Here is a 24,510-nt window from a genome sequence, read left to right as displayed (position 1 = left end):
TCGGCGCGGCGCGCGGCGGGCACGACCACCCGGCGCGCGGGAGCGGGATCGGGCGTGACTACCGCTCCCTGAAGGGGGATACAGCACAGATGACGTTCCATGTCGATTCCGAGGTCGGGCACCTGCGGCAGGTCCTGCTGCACAGGCCCGACCTGGCGCTGAGACGGCTGACTCCCACCAGCAAGGACGCGTTCCTCTTCGACGACGTGCTCTGGGTGCAGCGCGCGATCGAGGAGCACGAGGAGTTCCAGCAGGTGCTGACGAGCCGTGGCATCCAGGTCCACCTGCTGGCCGACCTGCTCACGGAGACCGTCGAGATCCCCGAGGCGCGCAAGCACATCCTGGACGCGGTCATCGACGAGCGCTGGCTCGGCCCCGTCGCCATCGACGACATCCGCAACACCCTCGACGGGATGGACTCGGCCACGCTGCAGGTCTACCTGACCGGCGGCATCACCAAGCGCGAGCTGGTCGCGATGGGCTGCGACCCCAAGTCGGTGACCTTCCACGCCACGGGCGACGACGGCTTCATCCTGCCGCCGCTGCCCAACCACCTGTTCACGCGCGACACCTCGTGCTGGATCTACGACGGCGTGTCGATCAACGCGATGCGCAAGAAGGCCCGCATGCGGGAGACGGTCAACATGGAGGCCGTCTACATGTACCACCCGACGTTCGCCGGCGGCTTCAACCGGCCCGGGCAGGGCGGCTACCATTGCTGGATGCCCGGCCAGTCGGTGGCCCCCGCCACCATGGAGGGCGGCGACGTGCTGGTCATCGGCCGGGGCGCGGTGCTGGTCGGGATGAGCGAGCGCACCCAGCCGCAGGCCGTCGAGATGCTGGCGCAGCGGCTGTTCAGCGCCGGGTCCGCCCGGCGGATCGTGGCGCTCGACATGCCGAAGGCCCGCGCGTTCATGCACCTCGACACCGTGATGACCATGCTGGACGTGGGCGTGTTCACCAAGTACGCCGGCCTGGGGATGCTGCCGGCGTACACGATCGAGCCGGGCGAGACGTCCAAGGAGCTGAAGGTCACCGACCATCCGCCCGAGGACATGCACAAGGCCATCGCACACGCCCTTGACCTGCCCGACATCAAGGTTTTGACTCCCACCCAGGACGTCTACGCCGCCGAGCGGGAGCAATGGGACGACGGCTGCAACGGGCTGGCGCTTGAGCCCGGCGTGGTCGTGGCCTACGAGCGCAACGCCACCACCAACCACTACCTGCGTGACAACGGCATCGAGGTGATCACGATCAGGGGCAGCGAGCTCGGCAGAGGGCGTGGCGGGCCGCGGTGCATGAGCTGCCCGCTGGAGCGCGACGCGGTCTGAGAGACCGGCTGGAGGGGGATCGGCATGCGGGTCATCGTGGCGCTCGGGGGCAACGCGGTGCTGCGGCGCGGGCAGCCGCCCGACGCGGACGTGCAGCTCGCCAACGTGCGCGCCGCCGCCAGGGCGCTGGCCGGCCTGGCGGGCGAGCACGAGCTGGTCATCACCCACGGGAACGGCCCGCAGGTCGGCATGCTGGCCATGCAGAGCGCCGCCGACCCGGGGCTGTCCGGGCCGTACCCGTTCGACGCGCTCGGCGCGCAGACGCAGGGCCTGATCGGCTACTGGATGCAGCAGGCCCTGCAGAACGCGCTGCCCGGCAGGCAGGTGCTGGCCATGGTCACGCAGACGCTGGTGTCGGCCGTGGACCCGGCCTTCGCCGAGCCCACGAAGTTCGTCGGCCGGGTCTACGAGCAGGAGGAGGCCGAGAAATTGGCCGCCGAGCACGGCTGGACGGTGCGGCCCGACGGCTCGCACTGGCGGCGCGTCGTGCCCTCCCCCGCCCCGCAGCGCGTCGTGGAGACCCGGCTGATCCGCCGGATGGTGAGCGACGGCGTGATCGTGGTGTGCGCGGGCGGCGGCGGGGTGCCCGTCGTGCGCGACGAGCGCGGCCGGCTGACCGGGGTGGAGGCCGTCGTGGACAAGGACCTGACCACCGCGATGCTGGCCGAGGCGCTGGAGTGCGACGCGTTCCTCAGCCTCACCGACGTGCCGCGCGTCATGCGGGACTTCGGCACGCCCGGCCAGAGCGAGATCGGCCACACCACGCCGCACGAGCTGCGCGCGCTCGACTTCCCCGCCGGGTCGATGGGGCCGAAGGTGGAGGCGGTCTGCCGGTTCGTGGAGACGACCGGCGACATGGCCGCCATCGGCCGGCTGGAGGACGCCGAGCGCATACTCGGCGGCTGCGCGGGCACCATCGTCACACCCAACGGCCGGTGGCCGCTGACGAGCACGTTGTAGGGGGTGCCCCATGACGCTGGCCCAGCGGCTCCTGCGCACCAAGCCCACCGAGCGCATCGTGGCGGAGGGCGGTCACGGCGAGGGCGGCGAGCTGCGGCGCACGATGTCGCTGTGGCAGCTCACGCTGTTCAGCGTCGGCGCGACGCTGGGCACCGGCATCTTCGTGATCCTCGGGCAGGCGGTGCCGAAGGCGGGGCCCGCGGTGGTGCTGGCGTTCGTGCTGGCCGCGATCACGGCGTTGTTCTCGGCGCTGTCGTACGCCGAGCTGGCCGGCACGATCCCGGTGTCCGGCTCGTCCTACTCCTACGCGTACGCGACGCTGGGCGAGCTGGTGGCCTGGATCTGCGGCTGGTGCCTGATGCTGGAGTACGCGGTCTCCGTGGCGGCCGTGGCGGTGGGCTGGGGCGAGTACCTCAACTCGTTCCTGCGCTCGCTGTTCGGCTTCGCGCTGCCCGACGCCATCACCCGCTCCCCCGGCCAGGACGGCGGCGTGATCAACGTCACCGCGATCGTCATCGTGCTGCTGGTCACCTGGCTGCTGCTGTACGGGGCCTCGGAGAGCGCCACGGCGAACGCGATCTTCGTGCTCATCAAGATCGCGGTGCTGCTGTTCTTCTGCGTGGTGACGTTCGCCGCGTTCGACTCGGGCAATCTGGCGCCCTTCGCCCCGCTGGGCGTGGCCGGCATCACGGCCGCGGCCTCGCAGGTCTTCTTCTCCTACATCGGCTTCGACGCCGCCTCGACTGCCGGTGAGGAGGCCAAGAACCCCAAGCGGGACCTGCCGCTGGCGATCATCCTGTCGCTGGCCATCGTGACGGCCGTCTACGTGCTCGTGGCCCTGGCCGCCGTCGGCGCGATGCCGTGGACCGAGTTCGATCCCGACAAGACCGAGGCGAGCCTGTCGTACGTCGCCGACCTGGCCATGGGCGCCACCTGGCCCGGCCTGATCGTCTCGTTCGGGGCGGTCATCGCCATCGCCAGCGTCGTGCTGACCGTCATCTACGGGCAGACCCGCATCCTGTTCGCGATGTCCCGCGACGGCCTCATCCCCCGCGTCTTCCAGAAGGTCGACCCGCGCCGGCAGGTGCCCGTCGCCAACACCCTCATCGTGGCCGCGTTCATCTCCGTGCTGGCCGGGCTGGTGCCGCTCGGGCAGCTCGCCGAGGCGACCAGCATCGGCACCCTGTTCGCCTTCGCCATCGTCAACGTCGGCGTGCTCGTCCTGCGCTACCGCAGCCCCGAGCTGCCGCGCAGCTTCCGCACGCCGCTGTTCCCCGTCACACCGGTGCTGGGCGCGATCCTGTGCGTGGTGGTCATGGCGGGGCTGGCCGGGGTGACCTGGGTGGCGTTCGGGCTGTGGATGCTGCTGGGGCTGATCTGCTACTTCCTGTACGGCTATGGCCATTCGCGGCTGAATTCCGAGGTGCGCTGAATGAAGCTGGACGAGGTGCTGGCCGGATTCGTCCCCGGGCCCAGGGGGCGGGACGGGCTGGCGCTGGCCGTACTGCTGGCTGAGCAGGCGCACGCGCGCCTGACGGTGGCGACCGTGCAGCCGCCCGCCCACTCCACGCCCGGGCCTGCCAGGGCCGAGGAGAGCGCTTGGCGGGCCTATCTGCGCGAGCAGGCGGACGCCGCGCTCGCCCAGGCGCGTGAGCTGGTGCGCGAGCTGGGCGGTGGATCGGCGAGTGAGGGCGCCGAGTATGTCGCGCACGCCCACAGGGGCAGCGGGCGCGGGCTGGTGGAGCTGGCGCGCAGGCGCGGCGCCGGCGTGGTGGTGATCGGCTCGGCCCCGGGTGGCGGCAAGGACCGCATCTCGGTGGGCAGCACCGCCGACCAGCTCCTGCACTCCTCCTCCGTTCCCGTCCTGCTCGCCCCGCGCGGCTACGGCGACCAGCCGCCTCCCGCCTTCGACCGCCTCACCGTCGCCTACCGCCGCGGCCCCGGCTGCGACGCGGCGGTCAGGGACGCGGCCGGCACCGCCGCGGCGCTGGGCGTGCCGCTGCGGCTGGTCACGCTGGTGATCAGCAGCGGCAGGCGGGCGAGGATCGAGGAAGAGATGCTCGTACGCCTGCGCGACCAGGCGGCGGCCGACCTCCGCGCGGCGGCACGGGGACGGCGGCCGGCGGGGGCCGCGGGACGGCCCGTGGAGGTCGAGGTGCTGGAGGGCCGCAACGTGGCCCAGGCACTCGGGACGACCTCGTGGTTGCCCGGCGAGATGATCATATGCGCTTCCAGCGACACGGGGCCACTCAGGCGGGTGTTCCTCGGGGACACCTCGATCAAGATCGTCCGGGCTTCCACCTGCCCTGTCATGATTCTCACCAGGGAGCCCTGACGGGAGGAATTTCTCGTCAAACTCTGACGAAGTCATCGTTGTCAGTGGGACATGCGGGGCGATTGTGGCGTTCCCTACCGGACCGGATTCGGCATCTTTTTTCCAATCAGCTTGACCTTAGGCGTCCACCCCTTTACCGTCACTGTGCGTAACCACACCGCGCGGCGTTCTGGGGTAAACCCAGAGCCATGGCTACCGATGGTGCCGAGCCTGGCACCAGACCCCCCGGTGGCCCGGGCATACGCCGCAAGGGAGCACAATCTACTGAGAGCGATACATACGAGAGCCGGGGGGCCACACGATGCCGTCTGAGTACGCAAAGTCGCTGGGTGCACGACTCCGCGCCATCCGCACCCAGCAGGGCCTGTCCCTGCATGGAGTCGAAGAGAAGTCGCGTGGCAGGTGGAAAGCCGTAGTCGTTGGCTCCTATGAGCGTGGCGACCGAGCGGTGACCGTGCAGAAGCTTGCCGAGCTTGCCGACTTCTACGGGGTGCCCGTATCCGAGCTGCTGCCGGGCGGAGCCGCCCCCAGCCCGCTCGGGCCGACGCCCAAGCTTGTGATCGACCTGGAGCGGCTCGCGACGCTGCCCAAGGAGAAGGCCGGCGCCCTCGCCCGGTACGCCGCCACGATCCAGAGCCAGCGTGGCGACTACAACGGCAAGGTGCTGTCGATCCGCCAGGAGGATCTGCGCTCCCTGGCCGTGATCTACGACAAGTCGCCGAGCGAGCTGACCGAGGAGCTCATCAGCTGGGGCGTGCTCGACGCCGAGGCCCGCAGGGCCGTGGAGTCGTTCTGACGTCCTGGGCTTTCTTGACGGTCCGACGTCCGGTCTTTGGGCGGTTCGGATTGTCTTGGGTCTGAGGCCTGTCAGACCTGTGGTTTTGAGGTCGCCCGCTCCTACCGAGGGCTCGCCGGATGTTCGGCGAGCCCATCGGCATTTCCAGGGCTCTGCGACGGGGTTGGAACGGGCCGCACCGGCGCCGGGAGGGCGCACGCAGCGTCCGTGCGCGGGCTACGGCGCGTCCACGGCACGGGCGCCTCGCCGGCGCATCACGGAAGCCCTGCCCCAGCAGCCACCACCGGCTCGCCCTCGTGCCACGGCCCCGCACCGCGCCAACCCGCCCCTTGCCACGGGCAGCCCGCCTGGCACCGGCCGCTCACGCCCCCTCGCGCCACGACACCTCCCGCATGGGTCAGCCGCACCTCATGCAAGCACCGACGCGGTCACACGCAAGGGAGCGGGTCACGGCGCCGGCCACTCCACAGCGCCACCCACGCAGCCCCCCGAGACCGCGCCGACCACATGCACCACCCCAGCACCTCCCGGCGGCGCAGAACCTCCTGTCAAGGCCCCTCAGGGTCGACTCTTCAGCCGGCCAGTGGCACATCCACCGGCAGTTGCGGCTGCGACGGCACCCCCAGGATGCCCTCGACCGTCGAGACGAACGTCTCGGCCTCGGCCAGGATCTCGTCGGCGTCCGCCGCGCTGATCCGGCGCACCATGCCCGCCTCGGCCGCGGCGCGCTTGGCGGCGGTCATGGCGAAGTAGGCGGCCCACTGCGCCAGCTCGGGCTCCGCCTCGGGCAGCAGCTCCCAGGCGCTGCGCAGCCGGCGGCGGCGGCCCTCCGCGGGGCGGGGCCGGGCGGCGAGGATCGCCGCTGCCGCTCGTAGGGCGCCCAGGTGGGCGGCGACATATCGGGATGCCGGGGTGCGAGCGCCGGTCGCTTCCGCCAGGCTGGAACGTGAGTCGGTCAGGTGTGCCCGAACCGCAGGCGACAGCCGGGGCCCGGGCGTTTCTCTAGGCCGTGGTGCCATCTTGCGCGCCTCCTTTGGAGTCGTGGGCGGCGTCCGGCTTCTGTGCCGATGGAGGCAACAATCGCAGACGCCACCGACATTTCCGCCGGGCAGGCCGGACGAGGAGCTTCCCCTCTCCCCGTCCGGCCAGGACACGCCCACTCGTCTCCGCCGACGACGAGGACGGGCCCTTCGCCCGAGGAGCCTGGTCGCGGGAATCGCTTGGGGAAGCGAACGGCCCGCGACCAGGTCCTGGTGACGCTGAGCCGCGAGCCTCACCGTCACTAGGTCGAACATAATTTCGATCACGGCCCGTTGTCAACCGATCCACGAACACAGGTTCGATGACCATGAAGCGAATGGGGCGATGCGCAAGCGAGAGCCCCCGGTTCGAGGTGCGAGAACGAAAGAGCCGCCGCCGCGGGTTCGGGATGCGGCGACGGCGAAGTGGTGTTGTCAGGGCTCTTGTCAGAACGGCGTCAAGGCGTGGGCCCGCGTCAGGAGACGGACAGCGCCCCGGACGGGCAGAGGGTCACGGCCCGGCGCACGGCGTCCTCGAGCTCCTGCGGCACATCGTCCTGCAAGAGCACGACCGTGCCTTCGTCCTCACTCTGATCGAACACCTTCGGCACCGTCAGCGCGCACATGCCCGCGCCGATGCACACCGTGGTGTCTGCCTTGATTTCCATCGTGACCTACCAAGTGACAGGGAGGCGGTGCACTCCGTAGATGCTCATGTCCGAGCGCATCGGCACCTCCTCGGGTGTTACCGCCAAGCGTAGGCCAGGCAGGCGCCGCAGCAGCGCAGGGTAGGCGATGCGCATCTCCGCGCGGGCGAGCTGCTGGCCGAGGCACTGGTGGATGCCGTGGCCGAAGGTCAGGTGGCCGCCGGCGGGCCGGGTGACGTCGAGCCGCTCGGCGTCGGTGAAGCGAGCGGCGTCGCGATTGGCGGCGGGCAGGTGGATGGTGACGCTCTCGCCCGCGCGGATCGTGACGCCCTCGATCTCGACGTCCTCCAGCGCCGTACGGATCGGGCCGAGGTGGATGATCGTGAGGTGGCGCAGCAGCTCCTCGACGCCGTTGTCCACCACGGAGGGGTCGTCGCGCATGGCGGCGAGCTGGTCGGGGTTGGTGAGCAGCGCGTACGTCCCCAGCCCCAGCATGTTCGCGGTCGTCTCGTGCCCCGCGATGAGCAGCAGCACGCCGACCCCGGTGAGCTCCTCGTCGCTCAGCTCCCCGCTCTCGATCAGGCCGCTGAGCAGGTCGTCGGCCGGCTTCTCCCGCTTGCGGCCGACGAGCCCGTACAGGTAGGCGGAGATCTCGCCGAGCGCGGCGACGGCGTCGTCCGCCTTGGACTCCAGGCTCGCCAGCACCTTGGTGCCGGCCTGGAACTGCTCGCGCTCCTCGTACGGCACCCCGAGCAGCTCGCAGATCACCAGCGACGGGATCGGCAGCGCGAACTCCTGCACGAGGTCCACGGGTGGCCCCGCGGCCTCCATGGCGTCGAGGCAGGCTTCGGTGATCTCCGCGATGCGCGGCTCCAGCGTCTTCATCCGCCGCACCGTGAACTGCCCGGTCAGCAGCCGGCGGAAGCGCGTGTGGTCCGGCGGGTCCATGCGCAGGAAGAAGCCGGGTGGCACCCGGAGCCGCTCCGGCCTGGTCGCCAGCTCCATCCTGGCGGACGGGATCGGCGGGTGCGCGTGCTCGGGCCGGTTGCTGAAGCACGGGCTCGCCAGGACGGCGCGGGCCGCGGCGTGGCCGGTGACGAGCCAGCCCTGATGCCCGTCGGCGTACGTCATGCGGTGGATCGCCGCCTGTTGTCGCAGCGCGGTGATCTCGTCGGGTGGATCGAGGGGGCGCTGGCGGGTGGTGGGCATGGTGAGTTCTGGCATGTGGGGCTCCTTTCCGAGCTCTGCCCTCCAGAAAACCTCATGCAGTGCAAATTTGCAATGGATGAAAACAATAAGGACGTGCAGTATAGTTCCGGCATGGTGGAAGGACTCCGGGAGCGCAAGAAGCAGCGCACGCGGCAGGCGCTGATCGAGGCGGCGCTGCGGTTGTTCGAGGTGAAGGGATTCGAGGAGACGACGCTCGCGGAGATCGCCGAGCAGGCCGACGTGTCGACCCGCACGTTCTTCAGCTACTTCGCCAGCAAGGAGGACGTGGTCTTCTACGACACCACGGCCCGGCTGGGCCTGGCGCTCGCCACGATGGAGAGCAGGCGCCCCGATGAGACCGTGACGGCCGTGCTGCTGCGGATCGTCGAGGAGAGCTTCGAGCAGGCCGCCTCCTATCAGGACCTCACGGCCGAGGAGGCGGCGCTGCGGATGCGGCTGATCCTCACCGAGCCCCAGTTGCAGGCGCGGGCGCTGCTCATCCTGTTCGACACCCAGCTCCAGCTGGGCAGGGCGTTGCACGGCGCGTTCCCCGAGCTGACGCCGGGCGACGCCGCGGCGGCGGTGGGCGCGCTCATCGGGGCGATCAAGCTGTCGGTGATGGCCACCCTGGAGCAGGATCAGTCGCTGACGGACATCCTGGGCACCGCGCGCCGCGCGGCCGAGCTCGCCATCGCCGGCCTGCACACCCTGGACTAGCGCGCGTCCGCTCTGCGCGCCATCGCGTGGAAAGCGGCGGGTGCTTCTGAGAAGCTGTCTCCCGAACGGCGAACGGGGAGGAATGGCGGATGGCGGGGAGCGGTCGCCCGGGGTGGGCCGTCCTGCTGGCTCTGGGTCCGATCATGGTGGCGGCGTACGCGGGCGCCGGCCGCGTGGCCATCGAGGCGGGGGTGCGCGCGCAGATCGGCGACCCCGCCACCTGGACCGGCCTCGTGCATCCCTCCGGGCTGACCACGCTCGGCGTGGACACCTGGCGGCTGACCTGGTGGACCGCTCTGGTCGTGGGGCTGGTGTCGGTGCTCTACACGGTCTTCGGGGTGCTGCTGCGGCGCGGGAGCCGGGGGCGGGCGCTGATCCTGGTCATGTCGGGGGTGCTGATCGTGCCGTACGCGCTGGGGTTCGGGGTGGCGTTGTTCAATCCGCCCGTGATGATGGGGAACTTCTACGACTCCCCCGAGTTCCTGTCCGGCTTGCCCGGGTGGCAGCCGTACACGGCCTGGCTGTTGCTGGCCGGTGGGCTGTGCCAGGCGGTGGGGCTGGTGCGGGCGGCCACCCGGCGCAGGCGCGACGCGGCGGCGGTCAGCGGGCCGGACTGACGCCCGCCCGCACGGCTTGCACCGCGGTGGTCAGCGAACCTTTCCGACGCCCGCCCGCACGATCGGCGCCGCAGTGGTCAGCGGGCCTGGCCGACGCCCGCCCGCACGATCGGCGCCGCAGTGGTCAGCGGACCTGGCCGACGCCCGCTTGCGCGGCCGGGGCCGCATCGACCGCCGCCCGCACCGCTGCCGCGATCACGTCGCGGGCCGGGCGCGGCGCGTGCAGGAACGCGGGCAGGTCGCTGCGGGTGGCCTCCAGCAGGCCGGCGCCGATGTTGGAGAAGGTCGAGATCGTGTGGCCCGCCTGATACGCCTCCAGCCCGGCCAGCCCCGGCCGCGCGGCCCCCAGCGGCACCGGCTGGTAGGCCACGGGCCGGCCCAGCACCTCGCCGAGCACCTCCGCCAGATCCTGCCCGCCGACCGCGCTGACACCCTCCAGCTCGTACGTCCTGCCCGCGTGCCGCCGATCCCCGCCCGACACGACGTCCCGCCACGCCTCGGCCGCCACGCGCACGGCCACGGCGGCCAGGTCCTGCCTGGCCACCACCGACACCCGGCCCGCGCCGAGGGGCGCCGCGAACACCCCGCTGTCCGCCGCCATGGGCAGACCGGCCAGCGCCAGGCCCGCCGGGATCTCCGCGTACAGGGCGTTGCGCAGCACCGTGACGTCGAACGGCGCCTCGGCCAGCCGCTGCTCGGTCCACCGGTGCGCCAGGGCGATCGTGAGCCGCTCCGCCGACCCGGCCAGGCTGGTGTAGATCACGTGCTCGACACCGGCTTCGGCCGCCGCCCGTACGACCGCGCCGTGGCGGGCGAGCACCACGTCGTCCTCGGCGTACCCGGCCGAGACGAACACCAGCACCCGCGCCCCCTCGAACGCCCGCCGCAGCGTCTGCGGCCGGTCGAAGTCGGCGTGCCGCACCAGCGTGCCGTCGCCCGAGCTGCTCGCCCCGGTCACCTCCAGCCCGCCGGCGGCCCGCAGCCCGCCGAGGATCGCCCCGCCCAGTTCTCCGGACACGCCCGTCACGACAATCATGGGTCCCCCTAATGTGGATATGCCAGGTTGAAACGGACCCAGCATGGGCGAGCCCCCGCACTCGCCGTAAGGAGGCACTCTCATGTCAGTCGCGCACACGGAGGTAACCCCCCAGGCCACGGGCCCGTGCGGGGACGACGACTGCGGCATCAGGGACGTCCTCGACCGCATCGGCGACAAGTGGACGGTGCTGGTGATGGTGGAGCTGGCCAAGGGGGTGCGGCGGTTCAGGGAGCTGCACCGGGCCGTGCCGGGCATCTCGCAGCGGATGCTGACGCTGACGACGCGTCGGCTGTGCCGGGACGGGCTGGCCGTGCGCACGGCGTACGCGACGATCCCGCCGCAGGTCGAATACCGGCTCACGCCGATGGGCCGCAGCCTCGCCGAGGCCGTGCAGCGGCTGGCCGACTGGTCGCGCGAGCACAAGCACGCCATGGAGGACGCCCGCGCCCGCTGGGACGCCGATCACCCGGGCGAGGACGAGCAGCGCGGCCCGCACTAGCAGCGTGACCAGGTCGTCCAGCCGTGGCGGGCGCCGGTGGCCGTCCAGCCCTCGGGTGGTGGCCCGGCGTCCTGCTCGACCACGGCGGTGCAGACGTCCTGCGGAGGCGTGCCCTCGAAGCGTTCGATCGGGGTCCACCACACCTGGTACGCCAGCGGGACCCTGATGTTCCACCGCACGCCGGCCTCCACCGCCACCCGGCCCGGTGGCGGCGGCTCCGGCAGCCAGCCGGGGCCGGGGGCGGGCGGGGATGGTGCGAGGTGTGCGACGAACGCCAGGTTGATCAGCGCCAGGACGGCTACGGGAAGCATCCGGGGCCGGCTGACCAGGGTCGCGGCTGCCAGGCAGGACAGCAGGGCCAGGGCGGAGAGGGAGGCTGCTACGAGGTCGAGGGCGCCGGGGATGCGGGTGAGGAAGATCACTTCGGGGAAGTCGAAGGCGATGAAGGCGTGGCGGTGGAGGCGGTCGCCCGCGTACCAGGCGGTCACGCCGCCGGTCACGGCGAGCAGGCCGGCGGCGGCCGACACGTGCCGCACCGCAGAAAGCCACCCACGCCCGGCCGCCGCCATGCCCGCCGCCATGCCCGCCGCCATGCCCGCCGCCATGCCCGTCGCCATGCCCGCCGCCTGACGCGCCGCTGCCTCGCCCACCGCTGACTGGTGCAAGGTTGGCGGGCTCGCAGCCTGGCGCCTCGCGGCCTGGCTCGCTGCCCCACCTGGTGCACGATGCGCCGCCGAAGACCGTCCCGTTCCGCTCGGAAGAGGGCGGGCGGGCGAGGGCCGTCTGGCGCGGAGCAGCACGATCAGGCCCGCCAGGGTCCACGCCACCGCGACGCACGCCAGGTAACGGCCGTAGGCGAAGTTCCCCACCCGGTGCTCGTCCGGCAGGGCCGCCGAGGACGCGTACGCGATGCCCAGGGTGGTCACGAGCAGCGCCCCCGCCAGGACGCGCGGCGCGAGCGGCGCGGAGCGACGGACGAGCAGGGCCGCCGCGCCCGCCAGCCCCACCCCGGCCAGCCCCCACGTGCCGGCGATGAGGTACCAGATCTGCCCCGCCGCCCCCGACAGCGCCCACGCCTGCCCTTCCAGGCTCGTGAGCCGCGCCACCAGCAACGCCGAGAGGTCACGGGGCCCGCCGGGGTAGAGCGCGGCCCGCAGCGCCTCGTTGAGCGCGTCCCCGGCCACCGCGCCGATGGCCGCCGCGGCGAGCGTCGCGATCAGGGCGGCGCGTGGCAGCCTGCGCCACAACGCGACGGCCAGGAGCAGGCAGACGGCCATGATGACGGTCCCCCGCAGGTGCACGGCCATCGCGTACGCCGCCAGCCCGCCCACCGCGACCCCGGCCCACACCTGCCGCCGCTCAAGGCTCGCCGTGAATCCGATCCACGCCTGCCGCCGCTCCGGCCGCCCCGCGACCCCAGCCGGCGTCTGCCGCCGCTCCGGCCGCCCCGCGACCAGGTCGTGCAGCGCGACCAGCCACCCCAGCACGATCACCGGCAGGATCGCATCGGCCAGCGCGTACCCCGAGAACACCAGCACCGCCGGCGACAGCCCCGCCGCGAACGCCACCACGACCGCCGCCCGCCCGCTCACCCCCAACCGCCGCAGCAACACGTAGGCCACCGGGTAGGCAGTTGCCCCGGCCAGAGCCCCCACCCCCACGGCCAGCCGATAGGCGAGCCCCGGATCGGAGGTCACCCAGAAGATCGGCACGAGCAGCAGCGCGTACCCCGCCTGGTAGAAGGTCGAGCCGGTCAGATCGGCCCCCGCCCCGCCGGCCAGCCACCGGGCGGCCAGCAGGTAGCCGGTCTCGTCCGGGTTCGCCACGGGCATCGTGTGGTAGCGGTGCAGCCACAGCCGCAGCGCCACCTGCGCGACCCACCCGGCGGCGAGCAGCCACCGCATCCGCGGTCCCGCCACACTTCCCCGTACGGGCGAAGCGGGCGTTCTCACCATGAAAGCCGTAGTCATGAGATCCCCCTGAGAGTCGGGGGAAGCTCACCAGAGCCCGGATAACCGGCCTGTCACCGATTTCGGTTATACGGGGGTTATCTGGGCTCAGGCACGCTGGTACGCGCCCCTGACGTGCACGGGGACGCCCTTGCCCAGCAGCCCGGGCAGCTCCTCGGCCACGTTCATCGGCATGCGGACGCAGCCGTGCGAGGCCGGGTGGAGCGGCACCGACAGCGCGCCGTGGAAGGCGATGCCGCCGTTGAAGAAGATCGGGTTGTACAGCTCGCCCAGGTACGACTTGTGCCAGCCGCCCACCCGCCACGTGGTGCGGTAGTTGCCCGTCGGCGTGCGGGCCGAGCCGCAGAAGCGCTGCTCCTTGCCCTGCCAGGTGGTGGTCTCGCAGTAGGGGATGCCGCTGCCGGAGGAGATGTGGGTGATCAGCTTCACCTCGCCGCGCACGTACAGGACCATGACCTGCTTGGTCAGGTTGACCTCGGCGCGGGTCGGCTTGCCGTCGGGGACCAGCACCTTGGGTGCCCGCGGCGTCTCCAGGGCCTGCCAGGTGCGCTTGGCGACGGTGCTCGTCGGCTTGATGCCGTTCACCTTCTGGAACGCCCACACCGCGGCCAGCGTGGTGCCGCCGTACTGGCCGTCGACCTTGCCGGGACGGTAGCCGAGCTCGGTCAGCCGCTTCTGCATCCAGGTGACGGCCTTGCCCTTGGCGCCCAGCCTGAGTGTCTTGCGCGGCGCGACGACGGGGTCGGGAGCGGCGATGGACGGGCCCTGCTGGGCCGCGGCGGCGGGCGGGGACACCGGCGGTGAGGCCACCGCCTGCCGTACGGGCTGCTGCGTGCCGCAACCCGAGACGACGACCGCGCCGGCCGTCAGAAGAGCAGCCACCCCGGGCAGCCGTCGAACCCGCACCCGTACCACCTCTCCTAAAGATCGGATCAGGGGACCCTACACCACTTACCAGGAATGGGTAATAGAGGCGTCAACCTGTTTAGAGTGTCTCCATGTCTGAGAAGTTGCCCGCGAACGCCGTCATCGTGCAAACCGCCCTGCGCGCATCGGGCGCCACCGGCGAGATCGTGGTCCTGCCCGAGAAGGCGCCCACGGCCGCGGCCGCGGCGGCGCAGCTCGGGTGCGAGGTGGGCGCGATCGCCAACAGCCTGATCTTCGACGCCGACGGCGCGCCGCTGCTCGTGCTGACCAGCGGCGCGCACCGCGTGGACGTCGAGCTGATCGCCCGCACGGCGGGGGTGGGGCAGGTACGCCGGGCGACGCCGGAGTTCGTCAGGCAGGCCACCGGGCAGCCCATCGGCGGCGTGGCGCCGGTGGGGCATCCCGCGCCCGTGCGCACCCTGGTGGACACGTGGCTGGGCAAGCACGAGGTGGTGTGGGCCGCGGGCGGGCATCCGCACACGGTGTTCCCGACGACGTTCGACGAGCTCGTGCGTATCACCGGGGGTACGCCGGTGGACGTCGAGTAGTGTGCGACGGGTGATCGAGTTTCGCGGGGCCGGGCCGGCCGAGTTCGCTGAGCGGCTGGAGACGGTGATCGATGTTTACACGGCGGCCATGAATCCGCCGGAGGAGCAGATCACCGGCCGCAAGACCATCATGCGAAATCACGCGACATATCCCCATTTTCAGTGTTATTTCGCAGAATTGCGTGATTCATCCCCAGATATGCCCGCTCCGGAACCTCGGATCGTCGGTTTCGCGTACGGATTCCGGGGCGCGCCGGGGCAGTGGTGGCACGACGTCGTCCTGCGCGGCCTGGAGGATCGGCTGGGCGAGGAGGCGGCCCACGCCTGGATGGGGTACGCGTTCGAGCTGGCCGAGATCCACGTGCACCCCGACTACCAGAACAAGGGCGTCGGCCGCGCCATGATCCGGACGTTGTGCGCCGGGCGCCGCGAGCGCTCCGCCGTCCTGTCCACCCACGACCAGCCGACGCCCGCCCGCCACCTCTACGCCAGCATGGGCTTCGCCGACCTGCTGACGAGGTTCGTCTTTCCCGGCGGCTCCGAGGAGTACGCGATCGCGGGCCGGCCGCTGCCCTTGACCTGAGCCAGGGCGACCGTGACCGGTGGGTTTGCCGTGCCATGACACAGGGCATCAACCATGACGGAAAGTAACCGGCTCTTTACGCGCCGTCGGCTCGGCCATCCGCCCGGTCCCCCTGCGGGCGGGTGGCGAGCACCCGCCCCGGGCCCGCCGGCTCACGCGGAGGCGGGCACCTGCTCCAGCCGCTGGAAGACCTCACGCGACGCGCTCGACCGGTTGAACGTGATGAAGTGGATCCCCGGCGCGCCCTCGTCGAGCAACCGCTGGCACAGCTCGGCGCCGTGCTCGATGCCCAGCCGCCGCACCGCCGCCGGATCGTCCTTGACCGCCTCGAACCTGGCGGCCACGTCCGGCGGGAACGGCGCCCCCGACAGCTGCTCGGACCTGGCGATCGTGCTCATCTGGGTGACCGGCATGATGCACGGGATGATCGGCGTGTCACACCCCTCGGCCGCCACCCGGTCGCGCAGCCGCAGGTAGTCGTCGGCCTGGAAGAACATCTGGGTGATCGCGTAGTCGGCTCCCGCCCGGCACTTGCGCACGAAGTACTCGGTGTCGGACTCGATGGACGGCGAGCGCGGATGCTTGTACGGGAACGCGGCCACGCCGACGCAGAAGTCGCCCGCCAGCCGGATCAGCCGCACCAGCTCCTCGGCGTAGAGCACGCCCTCGGGGTGCTGCACCCACTCGCCCATCGGGTCGCCGGGCGGGTCGCCGCGCACGGCCAGGATGTTGCGCACCCCGGCGTCGGCGAAGCGCCCCACGAGGTGACGCAGCTCGCGCACCGAGTGGTTGACCGCGGTGAAGTGCGCCACAGGGGTGAGGGTGGTGTCGTGGGCGATCCGCTCGACGATGTCGACCGTGCGGTCGCGGGTGGAGCCACCGGCGCCGTACGTCACCGACACGAAGGTCGGCCGCAACGACTCCAGCTCCCTGATCGCGCGCCAGAGCTGCCGCTCGCCCTCGTCGGTCTTCGGGGGGAAGAACTCGAAGGAGAACGACCGGCCACCGGAGGCGAGCATCTCGCGGACGGTGGGAACACGATCGGGCCGGATGGAGGGTCGACCAAGCGCCATGAGCCAAGGTTACCGTCACATGCATGGGATCCGCGGGTCAGAGAACCACCTGGAGATCCTGACCTGTCCCCGGGGCCACTAGTCTCAGGGCATGACCACTGACGCCGCCGGCATGGAGATTTTGCGCGCGCAGGTGGAGCGTGCCCTCACGGAGTTCGTCGAACGGAAGCTGCCCGCGACCGGCGACCCCGAGTTCGCGCCGCTGCGCACGGCCGCCGACGAGCTGCTGTCGGGCGGCAAGCGGCTGCGCCCCGCGTTCTGCTACTGGGGCTGGCGCGGCGCCGGCGGCACGGACGTGCCCGGCATCTTCACCGCCGCGGCCTCGCTGGAGCTGCTGCAGGCCAGCGCGCTGGTGCACGACGACGTGATGGACAAGAGCGACCTGCGCAGGGGCATGCCGTCCGCGCACCGCCGCTTCCAGGCGATGCACGAGAAGTCCGCCTGGTACGGCTCCGCCGAGCAGTTCGGCGAGGGCGCCGCGATCCTGCTCGGCAACCTGCTGCTGATCTGGTCCGGCGAGATGTGGCGGGCGAGCGGCCTGCCGCGCGAGTCCCTCGACACCGCCCAGCCCGTCCACGACCACATGCGCAGCGAGCTGATGTGCGGCCAGTACCTCGACCTGCTGGAGCAGGCGCACGGGGAGAACACGTTCGAGTCGGCGCTGCGGGTGGCGCTGTTCAAGAGCGGCAAGTACTCGGTGGAGCAGCCGCTCAGGCTCGGCCTCGCCCTGGCCGCCCGCGAGCTCGCCCCGTGGATGGACGAGCTGTGCACCGGCTACGGGCGGCGCGTCGGGATCGCCTTCCAGCTGCGCGACGACATCCTGGGCGTGTTCGGCGACCCGGCGCAGACGGGCAAGCCGGCGGGCGACGACCTACGGGAAGGCAAGCGCACCATGCTCGTGGCCCGCACCCTGGCCGCCGCCTCCCCCGCCGACGCCGAGACGGTGCGGCGGCTGCTGGGGGATCCGGGGCTGGACGAGCGGGGGGTCGCCACGTTGCGGGGGATCATCGAGGACACGGGGGCGTTGCGGGAGTGCGAGGACCTGATCGGCGACTATCTCGGGCAGGCGTTGGCCGCCCTTGACGCGGCGCCGGTCACGCCGGAGGCGCGGGCTGCGCTCACCGAGCTCGCCATCGCCGCCACGTCCCGCAAGACCTGACGGCCCTCACCGAGCTCGCCATCGCCGCCACGTCCCGCAAGGACTGGCGGCCCCTGCCCGCCTGAGCCCGGGAGCCGAGCACAGCAGGACGGCGGCGAGGTGGGCGACGACGAAGGCGCCCGCGGCGAGAAGCGGGCGCCTCGCGCGTTCAGCCGCCAGTCAGCCGCTTGACGAACTCCGCCGCCGCCGCCCCGGGGTCGTCGGCCTCGGTGATCGCCCGTACCACCACCACGCGCCGCACCCCGTACGACATCACCTCATCCAGATTGCCGAGGTCGATGCCGCCGATCGCGAACCACGGCCGCGAGGTCTCCAGCGACGCCGCGTGCCGGAGCAGCGGCGGGCCGGGGGCCGGGCGGCCGGGCTTGGTCGGGGTGGGCCAGGTGGGGCCACAGCAGAAGTAGTCGACGCCCTCCTCCACAGCCGCGGCGGAAGCCTCGGCGGCGGAGTGGGTGGACCGTCCGATGACGATGTCGTCGCCGAGTATCTCTCGCGCGACCGTCACAGGAAGGTCGTCCTGCCCCAGATGGAGCACGTCGGGCCGGGCGGCGTAGGCGATGTCCGCCCGGTCGTTGACGGCCAGCAGCTTGCCGTGCCGGTCGCAGGCGTCGCGGAAGACTTCGAGGAGCGCGAGTTCTTCGCGGGCCTCCAGGCCTTTCTCCCGCAGCTGGATGATGTCCACGCCGCCGGCCAGCACCGAGTCGAGGAACTCTGCCAGATCGCCGCGGTCGCGGCGGCCGTCTGTGCAGAGATAGAGGCGGGCCTCAGAAAGCGAGGGCTTGGGCACGCCGCTTGACCTCAGTGTGACGGCCGGCCTTGATCGCCTCGATGGGCGACCCCGGCAGGGACTCGTCTGGGGTGAAGAGCCAGCGCAGCGACTCCACGTCGTCGTACCCGGCGTCCTGCAACACGGTCAGTGTGCCGGGCAGGCCCTTCATCACGTCCTTTCCATCGAGGAACACCGCAGGCACCTGTGGCCCGCCGCTGCCCCGGCGCACGCCGAGGAGCTTGTGGTCCCTGAGGAGTTGCTTGGCCCGGCCGATCGGGAGATCGAGGCGCGAGGCCACTTCGGGGAGGGTGAGCCACTCGTCTACGAGCTGGTCGGTCTCCCGGTCGATCTGTGCAACAGAAAGCGTCACGAAACCACAACTACCACATGGCGTGCTTGCTCAAACAACACAATCCCGTAGGGGTACTTGTGGATCTACCAGGCGTTCGGCTTGGAGGCGGGAGCCTGCATCGATGATTCTGCGCCCCTGTACGAGGTCCCGCGGCCGGTCCACGGCCAGCACCGCGGCCAGGGTGTCGTCGGCGGTGAGCCACACGGCCGACCATTTTCCTTCGGGCTCACCCCGGTAGATCAGCCGGTCACCGGCGGGATGGTGGCCGGCGTACTGCAGCATGTGCCCGAACTGCTCCGACCAGAAGTACGGCACCGGGTCGTACACCGCCTCCTCCCCCAGCAGCGTCGCGGCGGCGACCTCAGGGGCGTTGAGCGCGGTGTCCCAGTGCTCCACCCGCAGCCTGGTCCGCCAGCGGCGCGACCACCAGGCGGCGCAGTCGCCGACCGCGACGACGCCGGGCAGCGAGGCCCGCAGGTGCTCGTCGGTGACCACGCCGTTGTGCAGGTCGATGTCGGCGTCGGCGAGCCATTCGACGGCCGGCCGCACGCCGATCCCGGTGACGACCACGTGCGCCTCGACGAACTCCCCGCCCACCAGCCGCACGCCGCCCTCGTCCACGGAGTCGACCATGGTGCCGAGCCGCAGGTCGATCCCGTCGTACCAGGGCAGGGTGCGCTTCCCGAGCTCCGCGCCGACGGCGGTGGACAGCGGGGCGGAGGCGGACTCGACGACCGTCACCGCGCAGCCCGCGCGCCGGGCGGCGGTGGCGACCTCCGCGCCGATCCAGCCGGCGCCGATGATCGCGACGCGGGCGCCCGGGACGAGCATGGCGCGCAGCTCGTGGGCGTCGTCGAGGGTGCGCAGGACGTGCTGGGGCCCGTCGCCGGGCAGCCGGATCGGGTCGGCCCCGGTGGCGATGACCAGGCCGTCGTAGGCGACCTCGCCCTCGGTGGTCTCCACGACGCCCGCGCGCAGCGACTTGGCGGCGACGCCCGGCCAGAAGTCCACGCCGAGCGCGTCGAGGTCGGTGTCGACGAAGCTGTTGTCGGCCTCGCCCTTCAGCACCGCCTTCGACAGCGGCGGGCGGTCGTAGGGCCGATGGCGCTCCTGCCCGATCAACGTGATCCGGCCGGTGAAGCCGCGCCCGCGCAGGGCCTCCACCGTACGCACTCCGGCCAGGCCCGCTCCCACCACCACGACATGGTTCACGTTCATGACCATAACGGGGGGCGTACGTGGACGCCGCACCGAGGCCGTAGGCTGGTCGATGTAAGACGCGCGGGAGTCCGGCCGTTACCGGGCTGAGAGGAAGGCTTTACCGGGCCTTCGACCGCAAGACACCTGATCCGGATCATGCCGGCGAAGGGAGCGCATGTGGATGTGATCGTGGGTGGCGGGGTCGTCGGGCTCTCGGTGGCCTGGCGGACGGCCCGTGCGGGGCGGCCCGTCACCGTGGTGGATCCGGCTCCGGGCAGGGGGGCGTCGTACGCGGCGGCCGGGATGCTGGCGCCGGTCAGTGAGGTGACCTACACCGAAGGGCCGTTGTTGCGGCTGGGGGTGGCGTCGCTGCGCCGCTGGCCCGCCTTCGCCGCCGAACTGGCCGCCGACGCGGGTTTCCCTCCTGCGGATGCCGATCCTGGTGTCGGCTCGGGTGGCGGGCTGGGGTTCGCTGATGTGCGGGCGCTGGACCTGCGGGCGGACGGGACGCTGGACGTGGCGTTCGGGGCCGACGACATGGAGGCGCTGGGCGAGCTGGCCGCGTACATGGAGAAGCTGGGGTTGCCGGTCGAGCGGCTCACCGGGCGCGAGTGCCGCCGGCTGGAGCCGATGCTGGCCCCGTCCGTGCGCGGCGGCCTGCTGGCGCCGGGCGACGCGTGGGTGGACCCGCGCCGCGTGACGGCGGCCCTGCTGGTCGCGCTGGAACGGCTGGGCGTCCCTGTGGTGCGGGCGCGCGCGACCGAGCTGCTGCGGGAGGGTGACCGGGTGGCAGGGGTACGCCTCGCGCCACCGGCCGCCGAGGACGGCTCGGACCACCACGACCTCCCCGGCGAGCTGCGGGGCGAGCGGGTCGTGCTGGCGGCCGGGGCGTGGAGCGCCGAGCTGGCCGAGGTGCCGGTGCGGCCGGTCAAGGGGCAGATCATGCGGTTGCGCTCGCCCCAGCCCCTGCTCGGCCGGTGTGTACGCGGCACCGTGCACGGCTCGTCGGTCTACCTCGTCCCCCGGGGAGACGGTGAGCTGGTGGTCGGGGCCACGCAGGAGGAGATGGGGTTCGACACCAGGGTGACGGCCGGCGGGCTCTGGGAGCTGCTGCGGGACGCCAGGGAGCTGGTGCCGGGCGTCACCGAGCTGGAGGTCGCCGACGTGGTGGCGGGGCTGCGCCCGGGGACTCCGGACAACCTGCCGCTGATCGGCCCGAGCGGGACGCCGGGGCTGGTGTACGCGACCGGGCACCATCGGGGCGGCGTGCTGCTCGCCCCGCTCACGACGGCGATCCTGCTGGGCGAGGAGAGCGAGCTGGCGGCACTGTGCACGCCGGGGAGATTTCGGGAAATTTCATGATTGTTGTGATCAACGGCTCCACCCACGAGGTGGCCGACGGCATGACCGTGGCTCAAGCCGTACATACTCTGACCTCGGCCACCACCGGAGTGGCCGTGGCCGTGAACGACGAGGTGGTCACGCGCAGCACCTGGGAGACGACGGCGCTGCGCGACCGTGACCGCGTGGAGGTTCTGACGGCGGTGCAAGGTGGATGATCTGATCATCGCCGGGGAGAAGTTCTCCTCCCGGCTCATCATGGGGACCGGTGGCGCCCCCTCGCTGGAGGTGCTGGACCAGGCGCTGGTCGCTTCGGGCACCGAGCTGACCACGGTGGCGATGCGGCGGCTCGATCCCGGCGCCCGCGGCTCCGTGCTGGACGTGCTGCGCGAGCGCGGCATCAAGGTGCTGCCCAACACCGCGGGCTGCTTCACCGCGGGCGAGGCCGTGCTGACGGCCAAGCTGGCCAGGGAGGCCCTGGGCACGAACTGGGTCAAGCTGGAGGTCATCGCCGACGAGCGCACGCTGCTGCCCGACCCGATCGAGACGTTCGACGCGGCCGAGCGGCTGGTGGCCGACGGGTTCGTGGTGCTGCCGTACATCGGCGACGACCCGGCGCTGGCCCGGCGGCTGGAGCAGGCCGGGTGCGCGGCCGTGATGCCGCTGGGCGCGCCGATCGGCTCGGGGCTGGGCATCCGCAACCCGCACAACATCGAGCTGATCGTGGAGGCCGCGTCCGTGCCGGTGATCCTCGACGCGGGCATCGGCACGGCCAGCGACGCCGCATTGGCGATGGAGCTGGGCTGCGACGCCGTGTTGCTGGCCACGGCCGTCACCCGGGCGCAGCGGCCCGAGCTCATGGCCGCGGCGATGAAGGCGGCGGTGGTGGCCGGGCGGATGGCGCGGCAGGCGGGCCGCATCCCGCGCCGCCGCTACGCCGAGGCGTCCTCCCCGATGACGCCCTGACAGCCGCCTCCGCCACACGGCAGCGGCACGCCGCGGACGCGCTGCGGGCGGCCACCGCACGGCAGCGGCACGCCGCGGACGCGCTGCGGGCAGCCGCCACACGGCAGCGGCACGCCCGTTGACGCCCTGCGGGCCGCCGCCACACGGCAGCGGCACGCCCGCCGCGCCGGCCCGATGGCGCCCTCGAAACCGGCGCGTGGGCCTCCATGAGGCACCGCAGGGCGTCCGCCGGGCCATCCCGGCGACGGCGTGCCGGAAGGCGGCCTGGCGACGCCCGGAGGCCGCCGCTGTGCCCTCACGGATGACACGCCGAGGGCAGGCGCCGTGCCGGGGCGGGATCCCCGGAGACGGAGGGCGGAGGCGTTCCGCCGAGAACGTCTCCGCATCGGTTTCGGGCGCCGAGGCCATGCCGGTGGCAAAACGCCCGTAAACTCAGCGGGGTGGATACGACGACTGCGGACCCCCTGGTCGGGCGGCTCCTCGATGGGCGCTACCGCATCGAGAGCCGGATCGCCCGGGGCGGTATGGCGACCGTCTACCTCGCGCTGGACATCCGGCTCGACCGGACGGTGGCGCTGAAGGTCATGCACCGCTCGCTCGCCGAGGACCCGGCGTTCGTCCGGCGGTTCATCGGCGAGGCCAAATCGGTTGCCAGCCTCTCGCACCCCAACGTGGTGCACGTCTTCGACCAGGGCACCGACAACGACGTCGTCTACCTGTCGATGGAGTACGTCCCGGGCAAGACCCTGCGCGACATCCTGCGGGAGCGCGGCAGGCTGCCGGCCCGTGAGGCGCTCGAGATCATGATCCCGGTGCTCGCCGCGCTCGGCGCGGCCCACCAGGCCGGGATGGTCCACCGTGACGTGAAGCCCGAGAACGTCCTGATGACCGACGACGGCCGGGTCAAGGTCGTCGACTTCGGCCTGGCCAAGGCGATCGAGGCGACGAACCAGACCCGCACCGGAGTGATGATCGGCACGGTCGGCTACATGGCGCCCGAGCAGGTCATCACCGGCGCCGCCGACGTGCGCAGCGACGTCTACGCAGCGGGCATCATGCTGTTCGAGCTGGTGACAGGACAGCAGCCGTACGACGGGGAGACCCCGATGTCGGTGGCCTACCGGCACGTCCACGACACGGTGCCGCCGCCGTCGTCGCTGGTGCCGGAGGTGCCGCCGCTGGTCGACACGCTGGTGGCGAGCGCGACCGCCCGCGAGCCCGAGCACCGCCCCGCCGACGCGACCGCGATGCTCGTGGCCGCCGTCGACGCGCACCGCATGCTGCCGCGTACGACGATCCCGCCGGGCACCGGCCCCGTCATGTCGCACTCGCAGCCGCTCGCCGCGCCCAGGGGCCCTGGCTCGATGCCGCTCGGCACGCCCTCGATGCCGCAGCCCGCGCCGGCGCACACGCTGATCCAGCCGCGGGCCGAGGCCCCCCAGCGGCGCGGCTTCCGTCCCAACTGGTTCCTGGTGGCGCTCGCCGCCGTGATGGTGGTGGCGGTCGGGCTGACGGGGTGGTACTTCTCCCAGCCCGAGTACGTCGTCGTGCCCGACCTGGTCGGCAAGGACCTCACCACGGCGGAGAAGAACCTCGCCGGCGCCGGGCTGCTGATGCGCAAGGCCGAGGGCCAGTACGACGAGAAGGTGGCCGAGGGCCTCGTCCTCAGCACCGACCCGGGAGCCCAGGCCGAGCTGGAGAAGGGCTCCACGATCACGCTGGTGCTCTCGCTCGGGCCCGAGCGCATCATGGTGCCCAACGTGGAGGGCAAGACCCCCAACGAGGCCCGCGCCGAGATCGCCGGGGCCGGGCTGACCGTCGGCGCCGTCAAGCGCCTGGCCAACCCGGAGGTCGAGCGCGACCGGGTGATCCGCACCTCGCCGCAGTCGGGTGAGAAGCTCAAGAAGGGCGCCAAGGTCAACATCTACGTCAGCGCCGGGCTCACCATGCCCGACGTGAACGGGATGCCGAAGGACCAGGCGGCCGAGTTCCTCAGCCGTCAAGGGTTCAACGTGCAGGTCAACGAGGTCGACGACGACGCGGAGCCGTGCACGGTCATCGCCCAGGCGCCCAAGGCCAAGGCCGAGGTCGACAAGGGCGCGCAGGTCATGGTGACGGTGGCGCGCTGCCAGAGCGACATCTGGGACTTCTTCCGCAGGCACGGCGAGGCCAGGGACGACGAGCAGTTCGCCCTGGTGCCCGGGGTGATCGGCAAGAACGTCAACGACGCCAAGGCCGAGCTGGAGGCGCTCGGGTTCCAGGTGCGGGTGCAGCGGCTGGGCGGCGGTGGCGTGGTGCAGTACCAGCGGCCGGTCCCGAACAGCGAGCGCCCGGCTGGCAGCACCGTCTACCTCTGGCAGTGAGCCGTCGGCGCGTGCCCCCGGGCGGGGCACGCGCCGACGGGGCCGGAGGGCCGGGCGCGCCCCGGCCAGGCAGGCTCGGGCCGGGGT

Annotated in this window: 25 protein-coding genes and 1 riboswitch; of the genes, 15 read left to right on the top strand and 10 right to left on the bottom strand. The window is 72.0% G+C overall.

Features of this window, described 5'->3' with window-relative positions; genetic code table 11:
- Positions 1–89: 89 nt before the first annotated feature.
- The 5 genes from LCN96_RS18095 (at position 90) to bldD (ending at position 5,425) form a co-directional block, all read left to right on the top strand.
- Positions 90–1,334: an arginine deiminase gene (locus LCN96_RS18095; protein WP_225273902.1), complete on the top strand. Its 1,245-nt coding sequence runs from the start codon at positions 90–92 to the stop codon at positions 1,332–1,334.
- A gap of 24 nt (positions 1,335–1,358) precedes the next feature.
- Complete coding sequence (arcC, locus tag LCN96_RS18090; RefSeq protein WP_225273901.1) at positions 1,359–2,294, top strand: carbamate kinase; 936 nt, start codon at positions 1,359–1,361, stop codon at positions 2,292–2,294.
- A gap of 10 nt (positions 2,295–2,304) precedes the next feature.
- A complete protein-coding gene (locus LCN96_RS18085; RefSeq protein WP_225273900.1) occupies positions 2,305–3,726 on the top strand; it encodes an amino acid permease in 1,422 nt (473 codons plus the stop codon).
- On the top strand, positions 3,727–4,629 hold the full coding sequence (locus LCN96_RS18080) for a universal stress protein (protein WP_225273899.1): 903 nt from the start codon (positions 3,727–3,729) through the stop codon (positions 4,627–4,629).
- A gap of 301 nt (positions 4,630–4,930) precedes the next feature.
- Complete coding sequence (gene bldD / locus LCN96_RS18075) at positions 4,931–5,425, top strand: transcriptional regulator BldD (RefSeq protein ID WP_026214021.1); 495 nt, start codon at positions 4,931–4,933, stop codon at positions 5,423–5,425.
- Positions 5,426–5,997: 572 nt separating this feature from the next.
- Here the strand turns inward: bldD and LCN96_RS18070 are convergent.
- From LCN96_RS18070 to LCN96_RS18060, 3 genes are all read right to left on the bottom strand, one after another.
- Positions 5,998–6,444, bottom strand: a complete 447-nt coding sequence (locus LCN96_RS18070; RefSeq protein ID WP_225273897.1) for an SAV_6107 family HEPN domain-containing protein — start codon at positions 6,442–6,444, stop codon at positions 5,998–6,000.
- A gap of 476 nt (positions 6,445–6,920) precedes the next feature.
- The gene (locus tag LCN96_RS18065; RefSeq protein ID WP_225273895.1) at positions 6,921–7,112 is read right to left on the bottom strand and encodes a ferredoxin; all 192 of its coding nucleotides are present in this window, start codon (positions 7,110–7,112) and stop codon (positions 6,921–6,923) included.
- Between the two features lie 6 nt (positions 7,113–7,118).
- The gene (locus LCN96_RS18060) at positions 7,119–8,315 is read right to left on the bottom strand and encodes a cytochrome P450 (protein WP_225273894.1); all 1,197 of its coding nucleotides are present in this window, start codon (positions 8,313–8,315) and stop codon (positions 7,119–7,121) included.
- Positions 8,316–8,411: 96 nt separating this feature from the next.
- On the opposite strand from LCN96_RS18060, the gene LCN96_RS18055 reads away from it, so the two are divergent.
- Both LCN96_RS18055 and LCN96_RS18050 read left to right on the top strand, forming a co-directional pair.
- Positions 8,412–9,017 carry a TetR/AcrR family transcriptional regulator gene (locus LCN96_RS18055; RefSeq protein WP_225273893.1) on the top strand — a complete coding sequence of 202 codons (606 nt, stop codon included), beginning with the start codon at positions 8,412–8,414 and terminating at the stop codon, positions 9,015–9,017.
- Positions 9,018–9,106: 89 nt separating this feature from the next.
- Positions 9,107–9,634, top strand: a complete 528-nt coding sequence (locus LCN96_RS18050) for a hypothetical protein (RefSeq protein ID WP_225273892.1) — start codon at positions 9,107–9,109, stop codon at positions 9,632–9,634.
- Between the two features lie 124 nt (positions 9,635–9,758).
- On the opposite strand, the gene LCN96_RS18045 is transcribed toward LCN96_RS18050, so the two are convergent.
- A complete protein-coding gene (locus tag LCN96_RS18045) occupies positions 9,759–10,670 on the bottom strand; it encodes a Rossmann-fold NAD(P)-binding domain-containing protein (protein WP_225273890.1) in 912 nt (303 codons plus the stop codon).
- An 82-nt stretch (positions 10,671–10,752) separates the two neighbouring features.
- On the opposite strand from LCN96_RS18045, the gene LCN96_RS18040 reads away from it, so the two are divergent.
- On the top strand, positions 10,753–11,172 hold the full coding sequence (locus tag LCN96_RS18040) for a winged helix-turn-helix transcriptional regulator (protein ID WP_225273889.1): 420 nt from the start codon (positions 10,753–10,755) through the stop codon (positions 11,170–11,172).
- Here LCN96_RS18040 and LCN96_RS18035 read toward each other — a convergent pair.
- Both LCN96_RS18035 and LCN96_RS18030 read right to left on the bottom strand, forming a co-directional pair.
- Positions 11,169–13,076: a hypothetical protein gene (locus LCN96_RS18035; protein WP_225273888.1), complete on the bottom strand. Its 1,908-nt coding sequence runs from the start codon at positions 13,074–13,076 to the stop codon at positions 11,169–11,171. The genes LCN96_RS18040 and LCN96_RS18035 overlap by 4 nt on opposite strands.
- Before the next feature lie 153 nt (positions 13,077–13,229).
- Positions 13,230–14,048 (bottom strand): L,D-transpeptidase family protein, encoded by an 819-nt coding sequence (locus tag LCN96_RS18030; protein WP_225273887.1) that lies wholly within the window; start codon positions 14,046–14,048, stop codon positions 13,230–13,232.
- A 92-nt stretch (positions 14,049–14,140) separates the two neighbouring features.
- On the opposite strand from LCN96_RS18030, the gene LCN96_RS18025 reads away from it, so the two are divergent.
- The gene (locus LCN96_RS18025; RefSeq protein WP_225273885.1) at positions 14,141–14,617 is read left to right on the top strand and encodes a YbaK/EbsC family protein; all 477 of its coding nucleotides are present in this window, start codon (positions 14,141–14,143) and stop codon (positions 14,615–14,617) included.
- A 199-nt stretch (positions 14,618–14,816) separates the two neighbouring features.
- Positions 14,817–15,200 (top strand): GNAT family N-acetyltransferase, encoded by a 384-nt coding sequence (locus tag LCN96_RS18020; RefSeq protein WP_397351912.1) that lies wholly within the window; start codon positions 14,817–14,819, stop codon positions 15,198–15,200.
- A gap of 152 nt (positions 15,201–15,352) precedes the next feature.
- Here LCN96_RS18020 and metF read toward each other — a convergent pair whose 3' ends face one another.
- Positions 15,353–16,273: a methylenetetrahydrofolate reductase [NAD(P)H] gene (gene metF, locus LCN96_RS18015; RefSeq protein WP_225273884.1), complete on the bottom strand. Its 921-nt coding sequence runs from the start codon at positions 16,271–16,273 to the stop codon at positions 15,353–15,355.
- A 91-nt stretch (positions 16,274–16,364) separates the two neighbouring features.
- Between metF and LCN96_RS18010 the strand changes: the two genes are divergently transcribed.
- Positions 16,365–17,432, top strand: coding sequence for a polyprenyl synthetase family protein (locus LCN96_RS18010; RefSeq protein ID WP_225273883.1), 1,068 nt, complete (start codon positions 16,365–16,367; stop codon positions 17,430–17,432).
- 148 nt (positions 17,433–17,580) lie between these two features.
- On the opposite strand, the gene thiE is transcribed toward LCN96_RS18010, so the two are convergent.
- From thiE to LCN96_RS17995, 3 genes are read right to left on the bottom strand one after another with little or no spacing between them, the layout of a single operon-like run.
- Positions 17,581–18,219, bottom strand: a complete 639-nt coding sequence (thiE, locus tag LCN96_RS18005) for a thiamine phosphate synthase (RefSeq protein ID WP_225273882.1) — start codon at positions 18,217–18,219, stop codon at positions 17,581–17,583.
- On the bottom strand, positions 18,197–18,571 hold the full coding sequence (locus tag LCN96_RS18000; RefSeq protein WP_225273880.1) for an Rv2175c family DNA-binding protein: 375 nt from the start codon (positions 18,569–18,571) through the stop codon (positions 18,197–18,199). Before LCN96_RS18000 ends, thiE begins: the two co-directional genes overlap by 23 nt.
- Positions 18,572–18,601: 30 nt before the next feature.
- The gene (locus tag LCN96_RS17995; RefSeq protein ID WP_225273879.1) at positions 18,602–19,765 is read right to left on the bottom strand and encodes an NAD(P)/FAD-dependent oxidoreductase; all 1,164 of its coding nucleotides are present in this window, start codon (positions 19,763–19,765) and stop codon (positions 18,602–18,604) included.
- 59 nt (positions 19,766–19,824) lie between these two features.
- Positions 19,825–19,941, top strand: a riboswitch (TPP riboswitch).
- On the opposite strand from LCN96_RS17995, the gene LCN96_RS17990 reads away from it, so the two are divergent.
- From LCN96_RS17990 to pknB, 4 genes are all read left to right on the top strand, one after another.
- A complete protein-coding gene (locus LCN96_RS17990; protein ID WP_225273878.1) occupies positions 19,910–21,115 on the top strand; it encodes an FAD-dependent oxidoreductase in 1,206 nt (401 codons plus the stop codon). It overlaps the preceding riboswitch by 32 nt.
- Positions 21,112–21,312: a sulfur carrier protein ThiS gene (gene thiS / locus LCN96_RS17985; protein ID WP_225273877.1), complete on the top strand. Its 201-nt coding sequence runs from the start codon at positions 21,112–21,114 to the stop codon at positions 21,310–21,312. Before LCN96_RS17990 ends, thiS begins: the two co-directional genes overlap by 4 nt.
- Complete coding sequence (locus tag LCN96_RS17980; protein WP_225273876.1) at positions 21,305–22,060, top strand: thiazole synthase; 756 nt, start codon at positions 21,305–21,307, stop codon at positions 22,058–22,060. Before thiS ends, LCN96_RS17980 begins: the two co-directional genes overlap by 8 nt.
- 440 nt (positions 22,061–22,500) lie before the next feature.
- Positions 22,501–24,423, top strand: coding sequence for a Stk1 family PASTA domain-containing Ser/Thr kinase (gene pknB / locus LCN96_RS17975; protein ID WP_225273875.1), 1,923 nt, complete (start codon positions 22,501–22,503; stop codon positions 24,421–24,423).
- Positions 24,424–24,510 lie beyond the last annotated feature (87 nt).

The organism is Nonomuraea gerenzanensis (assembly GCF_020215645.1).
GTDB classification, from domain to species: domain Bacteria; phylum Actinomycetota; class Actinomycetes; order Streptosporangiales; family Streptosporangiaceae; genus Nonomuraea; species Nonomuraea gerenzanensis.
The sequence above is the reverse complement of the archived record's forward strand: the minus strand, read 5'-3'. Positions and strand labels throughout refer to the sequence as shown.